This is a genomic window from Corynebacterium sp. NML 120412 (assembly GCF_002285155.1).
Taxonomy (GTDB): Bacteria; Actinomycetota; Actinomycetes; order Mycobacteriales; family Mycobacteriaceae; genus Corynebacterium; species Corynebacterium gottingense.
Genome location: NZ_NSGL01000003.1, coordinates 214531 through 232433 on the forward strand (window position 1 = coordinate 214531; position 17903 = coordinate 232433).

A 17903-nucleotide genomic window follows, 5' to 3' on the forward strand; every position below is an offset into this window, starting at 1 on the left:
CCCGCGTATGTGGCCCGCTACTATATTTCGCATGGGCCTTTAGCTCAGCTGGTAGAGCTACGGACTTTTAATCCGCAGGTCGCGGGTTCGATCCCCGCAGGGCCCACCGTGAATACCCTCGGTCTTTCCCGGACCGGGGGTTTGCGCGTATATAGGGGGCAAGGTGCTTATCGACGCCCCCGTAATCCCATCCCGCCATCACCCATACATGCCAAACTTATTAGGTATGACTAATTGCTTGTAAACCCCTGTACAAGCCGAGTACACTTGTTGGCCAGTTGAGTTGCAGAAACATTGCACCTCACCCGGGCCGACGGGCGGTGTGCACTGCATGGCATCAAATTGGTTTTTAAGGAGAATCCACGTGGCAAAGAGTGTTTTTCAGATCCGCAAGCCAGGAAAGCGCGGCGCCCGCACAGGTGTTGCGATGCTCTCTGTCATCTCGCTGGCCCTCGGGTCGGCTGCGCACCTCCCGGGCCCGGCCCGCGCAGCCGAGGCAGCGGCTGCGGAAGGCTCCGGCTCGTCCGCCAAGTACACAGGTGGCGTTTTCGGTGCCGACGGCAAGGGCGTGATGCAGGGCTCGGACCTCATCGCGTCCGACCTCAGCGCCGGAAGCTGCACGGTGACTTCCGGCAAGCAGTCGTTTGAGCAGGCAGGATTCAAGGCGGAGATTTTCGAACCCGGGCCAGGAAAAAACTCCGACAAGCGTGCCTTCGGCGCGTCAGTTGAGTTCACGGGGGACAAGCAGCGCACATTTAACGATTGGTTGATCCTAGGATCAAACAATAATGCCCCGGTTACTCGGCACACGGTCAAAGCCGCGGCGCCGTCAGATCCATTCCCCATTGACGCGTTTGCGCCGACTCGTGACGCCGACGAGGTTATGACTATTAACAAGGTGGGGCGGGATCCTCTCACCGCCACGATTGCGGCGGACCTGGACGGGAAAAAGATCGCGGAGTACGCGAAAGCGACTGCGGAGAACCCGGTCAGGTATGCGTGGTCGGACCGGTATACGGAGGACAACGACAAGCCAGCCAGGCAGATCTTTAGCGACCCGTATATTGAGGCGACGGTGAACCCATGGCCGAACGAGAACGACGATTGTTCGCCGATCACGGTGGACTGGAAGCCCATCAAGCAAATGGTCATCGAGCCCGACGAGCCGGTCGAGGTCGGCAAGATCAACGCGCAGCCGAAGACGCTTAAGCGCATCGTCGTGGAGGCTCACGACCAGCAGGGCAACCTGCTTGGTTCGACCGATGGTGACGAACCCAAACTCGTCGTTGAGGACGATGGGACTGTGAAGTACACCTCCCCGAAGTACGTTGGTAACAAGGCAATTAGCGGGGACCAGAATGTCACCTTCACTGTTGTTGCCAACCCCCGTACCGTGGAGGAACTTGATGCGGCGGCCGCCGATGGGGCGGCCGCCCAGAACAAAGAAAATTGGGCGAAGGTCAGCGAGGAATCCAACAGCCTGCCTCGCTACAGCACACCGAATATGGTGAGCACCTCGACGATCACGCTGGACGACACGAAGTTCCACGATCCCGAGTACGACGCCGCCGATAAGGCGATCATCTCCGGCACCGAATCCGAGAACGGACCGGTCACCAATGAGCCGCAGCAAGTGACCTTCGAGCAGACCGGTGCGCGGATCTCGGAACTCATAAAGAAGAAGGCCGACGGTGGTAACAACGCCACGGTGGAGCTGAACACCCGCTACGTCTACGAAGGCTGGAAGGCAACGCTGGACCCGGAGACGAACAACGTCACGGTGACTGCGCCGGCGAACCCGAAGCCGGGCACGTTCGCACAGCCTCGCGTGGTTGTCACCTACTCCAACGGCTCGCGGGACATGATTCCGCTGCTGGTGCTGGTGGACCCCAACAACACCCAGGTCACGGAGCTGGCCCCCGATCCGGAGACCGTCAGCGGCGTGCAGGGCGCCGAGCTGAAGTCAAAGGTGGGCTACCAGCCAACGATGAGCGGCTACGACGCGGTGAAGCCGACGAAATTCGAAATCGACCCTGCCTCCGTTCCGGAGGGCTGGGACGTGAAGGTCGACGAGGACGGGACCGTCACGGCGACGTCGCCAAGCGATGCCCCGAACAACTCGCACGCAAACGTCAAGGTGCTTGCGACTTACCCGGACGGGACGACGGACGAGACGAACGTCGACTTTAAGGTCGCCGCGAGCGTGAAGGTTCCGGACTACCAGGCCGTCACCGGCAAGGCGCAGGATAAGGTCTCGCTGACCCCGACCATTCCCAACATTGGCATCGGTGGCGAGGAGGATGATGAGGCCCCGTCGAGTTACTCCTTCCCGGACGGCGGGACGACCCTGCAGCAGGGCGAGTGGTTCCTGACCATTAACCCGGAGACGGGCGAGGTCACCTCGGAGATCCCGGCCGACGCGCTCCCGGGGGCAAGCCTGACGTTCCCTGTCCAGGCGCACTATGCCAGTGGCGCGACTCCGCAGGTCACCACTGGCACCATCAACGTCGTTGGTGACAAGCAGGGAGCAGACGTGGCCAGCTACCCGCCGCGCCAGACTAAGCCGGGCGTTGCCGTTACCTCGGACATCTCCACGCAGCTGAAGGACCCCAAGAGTGCTACGTACAAGCTTCCGGATCCGAAGTATCGCCCGAAGGGTTGGACGTTTGCTATTGATGACAACGGCACGGTCACCGCGACCCCTGATGCGTCCCTGCCGGATGGCGCAACCGCAGACCTCCCAGTGACCGTGACCTACCCGGACGGCTCGAGCGCCACGGTTCCGGCCGAGTTCAGCGTGGTGTCCACCGCATCTGGCGCGAACAACCCGAACTACAAGACCGTGCACGGCCAGCCCGGCGACGAGGTGAAGAGCCCGGTCGACACCACGTACGTGAACCCGGCGTACGAGCCGAAGTACGAGTTCATCACGGATCCCAACGATCCTTCCTACATCCCGCTGCCGCGCAACCTGTCCTGGGACGACCTGACGATTAATCCCGATACGGGCGAGATCACCATGAAGATCAGTTCGAACGCGAAGCCGGGAACGTCCGCGCAGGTGCCCGTGCGCGTGAACTACAACGACGGCTCCTCCGACGTGACCAGCGGTACATTTATCGTTGATGCCGAGGCCCGCCAGATCTACAACCCGGACTACCTGCAGGCGTGGACGTCTCCGGGCGGCACGCAGACGTCGAAGCCGACGGCGGCCTCGGATGTCCCGTGGCGCGACCTCGCCGATAATGTGGATGACCGCTACTCGGTCCCCGCGGAAATCGACGGGTGGACGTTCACGGTCGACTACGACGGCACTGTCCACGCGACGGCTCCGAAGGGAGCCCGCGCCGGCGACCACGTCGATGTGCCGGTGACCGTGACGTACTACGACGGGAGCAAGGACGTCGTCTACGCCCCGTTCGTCGTGCGCGATAAGCAGGCCGAACTGTACGAGCCGGGCTACCCCGCGGAGTCGACCACGCCGGGCAAGGAAGTCACCCGCAGCATCACGCCGAAGAACCTGCCGGAAGGCAGCACCTTCTCCTTCGGCATGGACGGCGACACACCGATCACCCAGACCGAGGAGAACGGCTGGAAGTACTCCATCGACCCGAAGACCGGTGACATCACCGTCACCCCGCCGGCCGATGCGAAGCCGGGCGACAAGCAGACGAAGAACGCAACGGTGACCTACCCGGACGGCTCGACCGATGAGGCGCCCGTGACCACCATTGTCAGCCTGACCCAAAACTTCGAGGTCGAGCCGACCTACCCGGCCGAGAGCGTGTACCCGGGCACCAAGACCTCGCTGCCGCTGACGCTGGACAACCCGAACGGCGTCGAGGTCGCGGCGCAGGATCCGTACAAGATCCGCCCCGCGAAGAACTACACCGACACCGGCGACGTCAACGAGTTTGGCAACCCGGTGTACAAGGTCAAGACCGCCAACGGCGACTGGCTGGTCAGCCTGGACAAGGACGGCACCGTCCTCGCAGAGTCCCCTGCAACCGCGAAGCCGGGCGATGCGATTAACGTCCCGGTCTCCGTGAAGTACGCCGACGGCTCCGTGGACAGGGTCTCCGCACCGGTCACCGTGGTGGACCAGCCGACCCGAGAGGTGCCATTCAAGGTCGAGTACAAGTACGACAACACGCTCCCCGCGGGCCAGTACAAGGTGGAGAAGGAAGGCACCGCTGGCGCGGAGAAGCAGAACGAGGACGGAACCTGGACGCGGACTCAGGAGCCGACGAACGAGGTCGTGCTTGTGGGCACCCAGCAGGCTAAGGCCACCGACGAGGTGACCTGGACCGTTCCGCTGCCGTTCCCGACAACGATGCGCCCGAACCCCGACCTGCAGCCTGGCGAGACCAAGGTCGTCCAGGAAGGCGCAAACGGCGAGGAAACCTACACCGCCACATTTGACGCCGAGGGCGACCAGGCCAGCCACGTGGAGTCGACGAAGCGGACGGACCCAGTGGAGCGGATCGTGGAGTACGGCCCCCAGCTTGGCGAGACCGAGCTGGTGACCAAGACCACCAAGCAGCTGCCGTTCGACACCGAGGTCAAGGCCGACCCGAACCTCGATGCCGGCAAGACCGAAGTTGAAAAGGCCGGCGTGCTCGGCGAGGAGACCGAGACGTCGACGCAGAAGCTTGTCGACGGCAAGCCCTCCGGCGACCCAGTCGTCAGCACCGAGCGCACGAAGGAGCCGGAAACGCAGATCATCCGCGTCGGCACGAAGCAGTCGGAGCAGCCGACCCCGTCGGTCCCGTCGGCGTCGGTAAGCGTGCCGTTTACCACGATCGTCGAGTTCGACGACACCCTCCCCGCAGGCGAGCAACGTGAGAAGCAGGTCGGCAAGGACGGCAAGGGCGTCGTGGAAAACGGCGAGCTGAAGATCACCGAGGAGCCGACGCCGCGCATCATCGTCGTCGGCACGAAGCAAGCCACGGACCCGGCAACTGACCCGGGAACCGACCCGGAGACTCAGGCGCCGAAGGACTACTCCTGGACTGAGTCCACCGCCTTTGACGTGGAAATCCGTGAGAACCCCGATCTGCCGAAGGGTGAAAAGCGAGTTGTCCGCGACGGCGAGCGCGGCGAAGAGACGCACACCGTCCACTTCGAGCTCAAAGACGGCGTGTACGCACCGCAGGAAACGACCGAGGTGACCAAGGAGCCGGTCAACAAGATCGTGGAGATCGGCACTAAGGGTGACACCCCGACTGAGCCAACGCAGCCGGGCGAGCCGCAGGAAACCGAGCAGTCGGTCGTGACCATCGAGCGCCTGCCGTTTGACACGGAGGTCATTGAGGACCCGGCGCTGGAGGCGGGCGAGGTGGTCGTCGAAAAGCCTGGTGCTCCCGGCAAGCAGCAGACCGTGACCACCCAGAAGTACAAGGACGGCAAGCCCACGGGCGAGCCGACCATCACCTCGACCGTGCTGGTGGAGCCGGAAAACCGCGTCATGCGCGTCGGCACGAAGCAGCCGGAGCAGCCGACCCCGTCGGTCCCGTCGGCGTCGGTAAGCCTGCCGTTTACGACGATCGTTGAGTTCGACGACACCCTCCCCGCAGGCGAGCAACGTGAGAAGCAGCCGGGCAAGGACGGCAAGGGCGTCGTGGAAAACGGCGAGCTGAAGATCACCGAGCCGGCAACCCCACGCGTCATCGTCGTCGGCACGAAGCAAGCCACGGACCCGGCAACTGACCCGGGAACCGACCCGGAGACTCAGGCGCCGAAGGACTACTCCTGGACTGAGTCCACCGCCTTTGACGTGGAAATCCGTGAGAACCCCGATCTGCCGAAGGGTGAAAAGCGAGTTGTCCGCGACGGCGAGCGCGGCGAAGAGACGCACACCGTCCACTTCGAGCTCAAAGACGGCGTGTACACCCCGCAGGAAACGACCGAGGTGACCAAGGAGCCGGTCAACAAGATCGTGGAGATCGGCACTAAGGGTGATACCCCGACTGAGCCAACGCAGCCGGGCGAGCCGCAGGAAACCGAGCAGTCGGTCGTGACCATCGAGCGCCTGCCGTTCGACACGGAGGTCATTGAGGACCCGACGCTGGAGGCGGGCGAGGTGGTCGTCGAAAAGCCTGGTGCTCCCGGCAAGCAGCAGACCGTGACCACCCAGAAGTACAAGGACGGCAAGCCCGTGGGCGAGCCGACCAGCGCCTCCACCGTGCTGGAGGAGCCGGAGAACCGCGTCATGCGCGTGGGCACCAAGCCGGCCGAAGCCCCGGAGGTCAAGCCGGTGACGACTGACCTGCCGTTTGGTACCAAGGTCATCTTCGACCCGACGCTCGAAGCGGGCGAGAAGGCGACCGTGACCGAGGGCGTGCCGGGCCGCGTGACTGTCACCGGCACCGACGTCGAGCGCGTCGAGCCGAAGGATGAGGTCGTGCGCATCGGCACCAAGCCGGTCGCTGGCACCACCGAGGCACCGGAAGAGGTGTCTTGGGAGGAGCCGCTGCCGTTCAAGGTGATTGTGAAGCAGAACCCGGACAAGCCGCGCGGATCCGTCGAGGAGATCACGCAGGGCAAGAACGGCACGCAGAAGCGTGGTGTGCGCTACGAGATCGTCGACGGCAAGCTCGTGCCGAAGGAGTTCACCGAGGTCATTACCCCGGCCACCGACCACGTCATCGAGGTCGGCACCGGCGGCGAAGCATCCGAGATCACCGAGGTCAACGAGTCGGCGCTGCCGTTCGAGACCGAGGTCATCGAGGACCCGACCCTGCCCGCAGGCGTCGTCTTCACCGAGCAGCACGGCCAGCAAGGCTCGCAGCGCACCTCGCGCACTTGGAAGCTTGTCGACGGCAACGTGACCGGCGACCCGACCGTCTCCACCGAGACCATCACGGAGCCGACCAACCGCATCCTGCGCGTCGGCACCGGTACGCCCCACACGGGCGAGCAGGCGAAGCCGGAAGAGCGCCCCTACTTCCCGCCGGTCGTTTTGGGCAAGGGCGCAACCAAGCGCGTCGAGCTGGAGCACGGCCACGTCGACGGCGACTCCTACGAGATCGGCGACGTCCCCGAAGGCTGGGACGTGACGATCGACGAAGCGACCGGCGAGGTCTCCGTGACCACACCGGACGACGTCGAGCCGGGCACCATCGCAACCATCCCGGTGAAGGTGACCCGTGCGGACGGCAGCGTCCTCGAGACCTTTGTCAAGGTTGGCGTCTCCGGGAAGCAGGCCGAGCCGGCGGAGCCGACCACGAAGCCTTCGGAGCCAACGACGGAGCCGACCTCGGAGCCGACCTCGGAGCCGACGAAGCCGACTGAGCCGACCTCGGAGCCGACGAAGCCGACTGAGCCGACCTCGGAGCCGACGACGGAGCCTTCCGAGCCGACGACGAAGCCGACCCCGGTACCGGGGACAACCGGCTCGTCTGAGGATTTCCAGCGCTGCGTGGCAAACGCGTTCGCTGCGAACAGCCCGCTGCTGTGGCTGGTGCCGATCGGCCTGCTGGCTGCCGTTGGCGGCCCGCTGTCCCAGCAGTTCGGCCCGCAGATCAACCAGGCGTTTGGCGAGATCAACGGCCAGATCAACCAGAAGATTCGCGAGAACACGCCGGACCTGCCGGACGTGGGCATGGGTGGCAACAACAAGCCCGAGTGGTACCGCGAGCTCGAAGCACAGGCGAATGCCGTAAACCAGCAGTTTGCTGGCCTCCAGCAGCAGTACGCCGGTGTAGGCGAGCAGCTGCGCCCGCTGGGTATCGGCCTGGCTGTCATCGGTGCGGCAGCCGTCGGCATCGCGCTGATCAACCAGGCATGTAAGCCGGAAGGCTTCGACGGCTGGACCAGCTCGTCCAAGGGCGATAGCCGGATGACCACCGTGCGCCCGGAGGGCGCGGATGAGGCGTCATCCTTCGGCGGTTCTTCCTCGAAGGACGGCAAGACCGAGAAGTAAGTCGCGCGGCAAAACCCGGGCACTCGCCCGGGAATGAACTGCTCCCCACCGGTTGGACTGAGAAATCAGCCCCAGGCTGGTGGGGAGCAGGTTTATGTTGGGGACCTCGACGGCCGATGAGCGAGGTCCAGCGCGAGCAGTTCGTGGAGCAGGCCCGCGCTCTGGCCACAGATACCGATACCAGGATGACGAGGATGCAGCTCCAGGGGCGCATTGTCGGGGTCTTACTAACGGTATCTAGCGTTTGGGTGGGCTCGGGCCCGCGCAGGCGTGGCTCGGGCCGGCACGGAAGGGCAGCGTGGGCGTCGAAAAGCGACTGCCTCTTAGGACTTCACCATCCGCTTGATGGCCAGCATGGCTTCGGCGACCTTCTCGTCGGCCTGGTCGTCGCCCGCGGCGAGCGCGCCCTTCACGCAGTGGTTGAGGTGGTCCTCCAGCAGGGCGAGGCCGAGGTTTTCCAGGGCGGAGTCGATCGCCGCGATTTGGGTGAGGATGTCAATGCAGTACTGGTCCTCATCCACCATCCGGTGAATGCCGCGCACCTGACCCTCGATGCGCTTGAGGCGGGCGAGGTAGCGGGACTTCTCATCAAAGTAGCCGTGCTGGCACGAGTCTTCTTGCATGCGGTCATCTTAACCGACCTCTACCAGGGGGCGAGAAACGCGGTGTGCGCAGCCGTTTTGCCATTGTCACAGGCGATGAACTAGATTGGATCAAGTCGCTAGCCCCCATCGTCTAGAGGCCTAGGACTCCGCCCTTTCACGGCGGCAACACGGGTTCGAATCCCGTTGGGGGTACCAGTGATCCCCATTACGGTGGGGGTTGCAGTGCGATGGCCCTGTGGCGCAGTTGGTTAGCGCGCCGCCCTGTCACGGCGGAGGTCGCGGGTTCAAGTCCCGTCAGGGTCGCCAAATATCAAGCCAGTTCCCAAGCGCGGGAGCTGGCTTTTTGCGTTTCAGGGGGTCCTGGTTTAGTCGCCCAAAGAAGTCCCTGACACCTGTTGCACCACTACGGCTAGTCCTTTACTGTTGCCTGTGATACTTGTCATAACCTGGATGGGAGTTTGGGAATGTCTCACACAATACGGTTTGGGCGCACGCGGGCAGTGGTGGCGGTGCTGCTGGCCATCGCGTGCGCCGCAATGTGGATGGCGCCAGCGTTCGCCACCGAATCGAGCACGGCGGTCAGCACCGAAACGAAGACGCTGTCGAGCTCGACGACGCGGGTGAAGGAGGGCAAGGGGGCGTCGGCAAGCACTGGCTCTGCCGACGCGAAAGCGGCGCTCATCCTCGACGCGTCCTTCTCCATGCTCGAGGAGGACGCGGATGGGCCGCGTATCGACGCAGCGAAGAAGGCCACGAACGAGCTGGTCGATTCCCTGCCGGACACCGCGAAGATGGGCCTACTCACGTACGGCGCGCAGGAATCGAATGCGCCCGACAACAGGGAGCAGGGCTGCAAGGACATCCAGCGCCTCGTGCCAGTGGACACGCTAGACAAGGCGAAATTCAAGTCCGCTATCGACGGGCTGACGCCGAAGGGCTACACCCCGATGGGCAATGCGTTGCGCAAGGCCGCGGAGGAACTGGGCAACGATGGTGAGCGCTCGATCATCCTGGTCTCCGACGGCATTGATACATGCGCGCCGCCGGAGGTGTGCGACGTGGCGAAGGAGCTCGCGGGGCAGGGCGTGGACTTGACCATTCACACCGTTGGATTCAAGGCCGATGAGGACGCCCGCGCGGAACTCGAGTGCATCGCCGAGGCCGGCGGAGGGCAGTTCCTCGAGGCGGCGGACTCGACGAGCCTGGCGGAGTCGTTGAAGTTCCTCTCCCAGCGCTCGGTAACCAAGTACCAGACGGCGGGCACGCACTTCGAATTCTCGGACACGCCTGAAGACGCGAAATGGCTGGGGGAGGGGCAGTACCAGACCACGGTGAAACCTGACCGTACTTCCAAAACAGACCGGTATTTTCGTTTCTCTGTGCCGCCGCGCCACCACGGACGGGTCGTGTTCACCCCGATCGTGCAGGGCAACGCTATGTGGGAAGACACAGAGGTCAAGGTGGAGCCGACGGAGGTCACCAACGAGGGGGACCCGGCGTGTGGCGAGTTCCCTGGCAGTTGGGGAGAAACTGCATCGGGTGGACCGGGCTTTGGCATTGGCTCGGCATACGCCTCGATGAAGCGCACCGACGAAGATGAGATGGAATGCGATATGAGCGACATCCTGGTCAAGATGCAGATCTCCAATAGCGGCGACGAGGTAGCCGAAGATGTCCCCATTGAAGTCGGCATCTTCTATGAGCCGATCCCTGGTAAGGAGCAGGCCGACGACTGGGAAGATCGCCGCGTGTACAGTGCCGGCGAGTACCAGGGGGAGATGCCGATCGAAAACTCGCAGCCGGTCTCCGGCGGCACGGGCTTTAACGATGCGGTGGAGATTACCGAGGGTACGTATTCCGACCACATCGTTCCCGGCGAGTTCAAGTTCTTCAAGATTCCGGTGACTTATGGGCAGCGCCCAGTGATACGGGCAAAGACCCCGCCTTCGGTTGCACGCAACGCTGACGACATTGCGTTCGGCGTGAAGGATCCTCTGCGCAATGGGGTTGCGGGAGGCAAACTGATCTTCTTTGACGATCCGGAAGAGTCCGATCCGGAAACCGCGAATCAGTACGTGTGGTACGGCAGCGATACTCCCTATCAGGGCGACTACTACGTCTGGTTCGGTATGGGCTGGGTGTCCGAAGGCTACGGGATCGCCGGCGTCGATCAGCCCTTCGAGTTCGAGGTTCTCCTGGATGGCGAACCTGCCAACGGCGGCCCGGACTGGACGCCGACGCATGAGAACGGCCCGGAGCCTGCGGACGAGCCGATCAAGTTTGATGCGGCGGACAGCGCCGCAACGACCTCAGACTCGCAGAAGGAGAGCGACGACGACCAGGAAGTCAACGCTACGAGCGACGAGCAGGATGGCAGCTTCGGGCTTGTGCCGACGCTGCTGGGTGGCCTGCTGGTGCTGCTGCTGATCGCTGCGGCCGTGGTGTTTGTCATCGTGCGCAAGCAGCGCGGTAACTGGCAATAGGTTGCCGGTGGTCGAGACACCTAACGGACGTATACCAGAAAGGGAAATGAGCAATGTCGCATGTAAGAGAGAAAAGCCGTGCCGTGGCTGTGCTGATACTTGCCGCCGCGTGCGTGCTGATATGGGTCGCACCGGCTTTTGCGACTGAGACGGCAACGTCAACGAATCGGCCCGTGGAATCGAGCACCGCGGTGAGCACGGAGACGAGAACGCTGTCGAGTTCGACTGTGCGGGCGTCGGCAAGCGAAGGCTCGGCGGACGCGAAAGCCGCGCTGATTTTGGATTCTTCGTTTTCGATGCTTGAGGAGGATGCCGATGGGCCGCGTATTGACGCGGCGAAGAAGGCGACCCATGAGCTGATTGATTCGCTGCCGGATACTGCGCAGATGGGCTTTTTTGCCTATGGTGCGCAGGAGTCCAACGCACCTGACAATAGGGAAAAGGGCTGCAGAGACATTCAGCGCCTTGTTCCAATCGGCGAGGTGGATAAGCAGGAGTTCAGCTCGGCTATCGACGGGCTCACGCCGAAGGGGTACACACCGATGGGCAACGCGCTGCGCGAGGCCGCAGAAGAATTGGGTGACGAGGGGGAGCGCTCCATCATTTTGGTCTCCGATGGCATTGATACCTGCGCGCCGCCGGAAGTCTGTGACGTGGCCAAGGAGCTTGCGGGCCAGGGCGTGGATCTGACGATCCATACGGTCGGCTTCAAGGCGGACGAGGAGGCTCGTGCGGAGCTAGAGTGTATCGCGGAAGCAGGCGGCGGACAGTTCCTAGAGGCGGCCGATGCGAGCAGCCTGGCGCAGTCGCTGAAGTTTCTGGCCCAGCGAGGTGTGGAGAACTACGAGACCGGCGGCACAGAGTTTGAGTTCTCGGACACCCCAGAGGGCGCGAAGTGGCTGGGTGAAGGCCAGTACCAGACCACGGTGACCCCGGACCGGGGTACCGCGAAGGACCGGTACTTCCGCATTTCCGTGCCTCCGCGCCACCACGCGCGCATGGTCTTCACACCGGTGTGGCAGACCGACGGTATGTGGGAAGGCGGGCACCTCAAGATTGAGCCGGTCGAGGTGACCAACGAGGGCGACGAGGAGTGCGGCTGGTTTCCGGGTAAGCGCACTGCATTCGTCTCTAGTGGGCCGGACTACGGGATCGATTCTGCGACTGTCTCGGCAGAGCGCAACGGAGAGTCGGACATGGAGTGCGATATGAGCGACATCCTGGTCAAGACGCAGATCTCCGACGTCACGGGCGTTGACACCGGGGACATTGGGCTCGAGGTCAGTGTGTTCTATGAGCCTATTCCCAGCGATGAGGAGAAAACTGAGTGGTCAGACGGCAAAATTATCAAAGCTGGCGATTACCTTGGTGAGATGCCGATGAAGAACCCCGAGCCAATTTCCGGCGGCACGGGTTTCAACAATGCGGTTGAGATCACCGAGGGTGCGTACTCCGACAACATCGTTCCCGGCGAGTTCAGGTTCTTCAAGATCCCGGTGGCTTATGGGCAGCGGCCGGTGGTGAAGGTGAAAACGCCGGAGTCGGTCGCGCACAACGCCGATAGCCTCGGCTTCGGCATCTATGATCCGATGCGCAACGAGCTCGTGCGCACCCCGTTGCACTTCTTCATGGGTGCAGCCGAATCCGACGCGGAAACGCTGAGCCAGTACGTGTGGCACGGCACCCATACCCCTTACCACGGCGAGTACTACATCTGGGTTGGCATGGGGTGGGTGCATGAAGGCTACGACATCGCTGGCGTAGAGCAGCCTTTCGAGTTTGAGGTGGTCATCGACGGCGAGCCTGGCAACGGCGGCCCGGATTGGACGCCGACGCATGAGGACGGGCCGGAGCCTTCGGACGAGCCGATCAAGTTTGATGCGGCGGATAGCACTGCCGAGACGTCCGCTTCGCAGGAAGAGAGCGACGGTGACGAAGAGGTCAACGCTGCGAGCGACGAGCAGGACGGCGGCTTTGGGCTGGTGCCGACGCTGCTGGGTGGTCTGCTGGTGCTGCTGCTGATCGCCGCGGCCGTGGTGTTTGTCATCGTGCGGAAGCAGCGTGGCAACTGGCAGTAGATTTGCACGCAAGATAACAGGACATCGGTTGCGAAGATGCCCCTTCGCCTTGAGAGCGTTTTGTAACGCCAGTGACAATGTGTGCAGGACTTGAACGATGTCGCACACGCGAAGGGAGGTCACGCTGGGGCGGCAATCGTGCTTGCTGTTGCGTGCCATGCTGATGTGGGCGGAGCCCGTGATCGCAACGGAAACGGCGACGGTTTCAGGGACGGCGACGCGGGCGTCGGCAAGCGGAAGCTCCGTTGACGCGGAGAACGCAATCAACCTTGCTTACCGGCCGGGCATGCCGATTACGCGGCAGACCTGGGTGGCGGGGAAAGGCATACGGATAACGTCAGTGTGAGCAACCTTCGGCGCTGAGAAAACCTCTTGAGGTGCGGATATGTTGCTTTTGCCGGTGCCATGAAAGTAGTAATCCGTGCCCAAGAGAGCACGAAGCCCGAGAGAGCACAATAGAAGAATAAGGACCTGTGGCGCAGTTGGTTAGTGCGCTGCCCTGTCACGGCGGAGGTCGCGAGTTCAATTCCCGTCAGGGGCGCCAAACGTACAGCCAAATCCCAACTGCGGGAATTGGCTTTTCGCTATTCGGACCTGTGCCGCTGCATTTCTGAGGTTAAGGCTTACGAGCAACGGGGCAACGGGCGTAGGCGGGTGGGGTTGAGACTCTGCAGGTCATTTCTAAAACGCATTGGTAGGGCTGCACATTTGGCTGTTTGCGGGGAATGTGCCGTGTAACTAATGCGTTTTGGAAGGGGATCGGCTGTGCGGGCAGGGGGCTGCAGTGGTGCTGCGAGCCGGCAGCGTCAACGGGCAGCGAGAGCGTGCGCCGAGTAGGACGTTCGCGCACGCAAAAGCCCCGCACCGTTCCCTGAACGAGTTCGGGAGCAGTGCGGGACTCGCTGTCGCCTAAGCGGGCGCGCGGAACGGGTCCTGCAGACCGGTGCTAGCGGACGATCGTGGAGCCAGAGCCAGTGCCAGAGCCAGAGCCAGTGCCGTTCGCGGTGCCGTCCGTCGAACCGTCGGTAGTCGCCGAGGACGCGGCGGTGGTGACAACCTTGCCCTCGACACCCGGCCAGGTGCCGGCTTCGATCATGCGCTGCTTGCGCTCCACCCAGAAGTCGGCGTTCTTGATGCCCAGCGCCTCGGGGTCGAACTGCGGGTCCAGCCCGGCCTTCTTCTGGCGGCGGTAGTCCCACAGGCACTTCAGGGCGGGGACCTGGAGGAAGATGATGGCCACAATGTTCAGCCACGCGGTGGCGCCGACGCCGATGTCGCCAAGCGCCCAGGCGGTGCCCGGGGTGGTGGTGGCCCCGACGAAGACGGCGATGATGATGAGGGCGCGCAGCAACCAGATGATGGCCTTGCGGGCCGCCTCGTTCTTCACCCAGCGGTTCAGGTACGTGAAGTTTGTCTCCGCCATGTAGTAGTAGGCCAGCACCGTGGTGAAGGCGAAGAACATGATGGCAAGGGCGATGAACGCTGGCCCCAGCCCGGACGCGATGGAGTTCAGGCCTTCCTGGACGAAGCCGGGGCCGACAGCGACGCCGTCGGGCAGGGAGCCGTCGTAGAGCACGGCCCCATCCTCGGACTGTCCCTCGAAGACCTTGTACATGTCGGTGGAAATGATGATGAATGCGGTGGCCGAGCAGACGAACAGCGTGTCCACGTAGACGGCGAAGGCCTGGACGAAGCCCTGCTTGGCAGGGTGCGAGACCTCGGCGGCTGCCGCGGATTGCGGGCCGGTGCCCTGGCCGGCCTCGTTGGAGTAGATGCCACGCTTCACGCCCCACATAATGGCCGCGCCCAGCATGCCGGAGAACGCCGCTTCCTTGTCAAAGGCCGCACGGACGATGGTGCCAAAGACCTCGGGGATCTGTGACGCGTTGGCGAACAGCACCACGATCGCAATGATGATGTAAATGCCGGCCATGAACGGCACAACCATCGACGCGAACGTTGCGATGCGCTTGACGCCGCCGATGATGATGAACGCGAGCATGATCGCCATGATGGTCGCGGAGATCCACACGTTGACGCCCCAGGCGTTGTCCACGGCGGCCGCGACACCGTTGGCCTGGATGCCGGGCAGGAAGTAGGAGGTTGCCAAGAGCATGCAGACCGCGAAGATGATGGCGTAGGCCAGCATGAACGGCTTTGCGGCGGTGTGCTTGTAGGTCTTCTCAATGTAGTAGGCGGGGCCGCCGCGGTACTCGCCGGTGTCCCGGTCCGTTTCCTTGTAAATCTGTGCCAGGCAGCACTCGATGAACGAGGTCGCTGAGCCCAAAAGCGCCACCAGCCACATCCAGAACACAGCGCCCGGGCCGCCGAATGCGATGGCGGTGGCGACGCCGGCGATGTTGCCCACGCCGACGCGGCCGGCCAGGGAGATCATGAGTGACTGGAACGAGGAAATGCCTTGGTCCGAGCTCTCGCCGGATTTGAGCTGCCGGATCATGTCGGGGAAGCAGCGGATCTGCAAAAACAGTGTCGCGAGCGTGAAATAGGCACCCGCGCCGAGGCAGAGATAAACGAGCCAGTTTGACCATATGACGCTATTGACGGTGTCAATAAAGCCTTCCATGGAGCCCTCCTTACAGGGTTGACCTGGGGTAAATGTGCGGTACCCATGAATCTAAACCATCGAGTTGTGCTGTGGGTCACTTTCGTGAAAAAATTATTGCCAATCACTCAGGCGCGTCATCTGTGGTGTAGAAAACTACGCGGAGGCGGGCTCGCCGTGCGATCTCGAAGAACGTGAAAGGACTTCAATGGAGACAACCCCACCGCAGCCGCACTCGCGGCGCCGGTTTAGCCCCGCCTGGCCGGTCAAGGACCTGCCCGCCGGCTCGAGCGTGCTCATCGAGGGGCTGAGCGACGACGGACCAAGCGAGCAAGACGCAACCGGTACCCCAGACGCAGACCCGAAGCCCAAGGCGGTCTGGCGCTTCTTTGTCTACAGCGCGATCGGCCTGTTCGCGTTCTTCATCCCGTTTTCCGTGGGTGGCTCAAAGTCGACAATCCTGCTAGATCACATCGTCACCTGGATCACCAGCACCCTCGGCGATGGCACCCACTACCTGGCGCTGCTGGCCATCATCGTGGGCACGGTCTACCAGTTCGTGACGGGAAGGTGGAAGGAGGACTTCGCCCGCACAGCCTTTGCCCTCCTTTCGGTGCTGGCGATCGTGCTGTGCGCTATGCTCACCTTCGGGTTCGGTCCCTCCTGGCTGTTCAACCCGGACATCGGCCCGTTCATCTTGGACAAGCTCGTCATCGCGGTCGGTCTGCTCATCCCGGTCGGCGCGATCTTCCTCGGCCTGCTCGTCGGATTCGGCCTGATGGAATTTATCGGCGTGCTCGTCCAGCCGATCATGCGCCCGGTGTTTCACACGCCCGGCAAGTCCGCGGTGGACGCGGTGGCGTCCTTCCTCGGCTCCTACTCGCTGGGCCTGCTCATCACGGACCGCATGTACAAAAACGGCAGCTACAACGGCCGCGAGGCCGCGATCGTCGCGTCTGGCTTCTCCACTGTGTCCGCGACCTTCATGGTCATCGTGGCCAAGACGCTGGACATGATGGAGCACTGGAACGCGTACTTCTTCATCACCTTCATCATCACGTTCATCGTCACCGCGATCGTGGTGCGCATCCCACCGATTACCCGCATCCCCGAGGAGTACGCGCCGGGCGCCACCCCGCACCCGGAGAAGCCAATTACCGGCAACCGATTCAAGGCCGCGTGGCGCGAGGCGAAGAAGGAGCTCAACCGCGCCGAGCCGCTGCACAAGGTCTTGTGGGTGAACTTCCGTGACGGCCTCATCATGGCCGTGCAGGTCACCCCGGGCATCATGTCCGTCGGCGCAATCGGCTTGGTCCTGGCCACTTACACGCCGGTGTTCAAGGCGCTGGGCGTCGTGTTCTTCCCCATCGTGTGGCTACTGCGCTTGCCGGACCCGTGGGCCACCTCGGGCGCGCTCGCCACGGGCCTTGCGGAGATGTTCCTGCCGGCCACGCTCACCGCGGGCACGGACGACATGGTGCTCAAGTTCACCATCGCCGTGGTGTGCGTGAGCCAGATCTTCTTCTTCTCCGCGATGGTGCCCGCGGTGCTGGCCACGGACATCCCGCTCAACATCGGGAAGATGATCGCCATCTGGTTCATCCGCGTCGTGCTCACCGTGCTGATCACGGTGCCGGTGGCCCACCTGCTGTTCTAGGGGCCTTTTGCTTATCGACGCCCCGTGGCCCCCACCACCGCGTCATCTATCAACCGCGCCGCGGCCTTTGCGGTGCGGTTATCCACGTCGAACTCCGGGTTGAGCTCCACGACGTCCAGGAGCGCAACCCGGCCGGTGGAGGCTACCGCGGCGACCATCGCGCGCAACGCGGCGTAGTCCACCCCGAACCCGGCGGGCGCGGACACCCCGGGCGCCACGGCGGCCGGCAACACGTCCAGGTCAATGGACAGGTGGATCGGCAGGTCCCCCTCCACGGCGGCGAGGGCGCGCTCGGCGGCCTCGCGCACCGTCATTGCCGCCAGTTCCGTGTCCAGCACCGTGGTCACGCCGAGCTGCTCGGCGGTATCGAAGAGCACCTTGGTGTTGTTGGGTCGCGAGATGCCGAAGACGGAGTAGTCGAAGCCGTCCCCCACCAGCTCTGCGATCTGTCTGAATGGCGTGCCGGAGAGGTGATCGAGCAGGCCTTCGGCGCAAGGCAGGATCCGTAACCCACGGGGAGATCCTGCCCGCGGAGCCGGTGACGCGCGCGCCGAAGCGAGTGATCATCGCGGTCACGCCGCCCGGTTCGCTCA

General features: G+C 63.4%; 6 protein-coding genes, 4 tRNA genes and 1 pseudogene. 8 read left to right on the forward strand and 3 right to left on the reverse strand.

What is annotated here, in order from left to right; translation table 11 throughout:
• The first annotated feature begins 33 nt into the window (after positions 1-33).
• Positions 34-106 (forward strand) — tRNA-Lys (locus CKJ84_RS09210).
• Positions 107-364: 258 nt separating this feature from the next.
• Positions 365-7924, forward strand: a complete 7560-nt coding sequence (locus CKJ84_RS09215; protein ID WP_158221690.1) for a G5 domain-containing protein — start codon at positions 365-367, stop codon at positions 7922-7924.
• Positions 7925-8247: 323 nt separating this feature from the next.
• Here the strand turns inward: CKJ84_RS09215 and CKJ84_RS09220 are convergent, their stop codons facing one another.
• On the reverse strand, positions 8248-8547 hold the full coding sequence (locus tag CKJ84_RS09220) for a metal-sensitive transcriptional regulator (protein ID WP_095279017.1): 300 nt from the start codon (positions 8545-8547) through the stop codon (positions 8248-8250).
• Positions 8548-8648: 101 nt separating this feature from the next.
• Between CKJ84_RS09220 and CKJ84_RS09225 the strand changes: the two genes are divergently transcribed.
• The 5 genes from CKJ84_RS09225 (at position 8649) to CKJ84_RS09250 (ending at position 13634) form a co-directional block, all read left to right on the forward strand.
• Positions 8649-8724 (forward strand) — tRNA-Glu (locus tag CKJ84_RS09225).
• A gap of 34 nt (positions 8725-8758) precedes the next feature.
• Positions 8759-8835 (forward strand) — tRNA-Asp (locus CKJ84_RS09230).
• 158 nt (positions 8836-8993) lie between these two features.
• The gene (locus CKJ84_RS09235) at positions 8994-11012 is read left to right on the forward strand and encodes a VWA domain-containing protein (protein WP_095546747.1); all 2019 of its coding nucleotides are present in this window, start codon (positions 8994-8996) and stop codon (positions 11010-11012) included.
• A 173-nt stretch (positions 11013-11185) separates the two neighbouring features.
• The gene (locus CKJ84_RS09240) at positions 11186-13090 is read left to right on the forward strand and encodes a VWA domain-containing protein (protein ID WP_158221691.1); all 1905 of its coding nucleotides are present in this window, start codon (positions 11186-11188) and stop codon (positions 13088-13090) included.
• Between the two features lie 467 nt (positions 13091-13557).
• Positions 13558-13634 (forward strand) — tRNA-Asp (locus CKJ84_RS09250).
• A 402-nt stretch (positions 13635-14036) separates the two neighbouring features.
• On the opposite strand, the gene CKJ84_RS09255 is transcribed toward CKJ84_RS09250, so the two are convergent.
• Positions 14037-15674, reverse strand: a complete 1638-nt coding sequence (locus tag CKJ84_RS09255) for a sodium:alanine symporter family protein (RefSeq protein WP_095546750.1) — start codon at positions 15672-15674, stop codon at positions 14037-14039.
• Between the two features lie 187 nt (positions 15675-15861).
• On the opposite strand from CKJ84_RS09255, the gene CKJ84_RS09260 reads away from it, so the two are divergent.
• Complete coding sequence (locus tag CKJ84_RS09260; RefSeq protein ID WP_095279013.1) at positions 15862-17310, forward strand: YjiH family protein; 1449 nt, start codon at positions 15862-15864, stop codon at positions 17308-17310.
• Positions 17311-17321: 11 nt separating this feature from the next.
• On the opposite strand, the pseudogene CKJ84_RS09265 reads toward CKJ84_RS09260, so the two are convergent.
• Positions 17322-17777 (reverse strand): annotated as a pseudogene (locus CKJ84_RS09265) (arginase family protein); the annotation flags it as partial.
• Between the last annotated feature and the right edge of the window lie 126 nt (positions 17778-17903).

Excerpts from the sequence above, each read along its gene's own strand:
- CKJ84_RS09220 (WP_095279017.1), bottom strand. The coding sequence starts at position 8,547 with ATGCAAGAAGACTCGTGCCAGCACGGCTACTTTGATGAGAAGTCCCGC.
- CKJ84_RS09235 (WP_095546747.1), top strand. The coding sequence starts at position 8,994 with ATGTCTCACACAATACGGTTTGGGCGCACGCGGGCAGTGGTGGCGGTG.
- CKJ84_RS09255 (WP_095546750.1), bottom strand. The coding sequence starts at position 15,674 with ATGGAAGGCTTTATTGACACCGTCAATAGCGTCATATGGTCAAACTGG.
- CKJ84_RS09260 (WP_095279013.1), top strand. The coding sequence starts at position 15,862 with ATGGAGACAACCCCACCGCAGCCGCACTCGCGGCGCCGGTTTAGCCCC.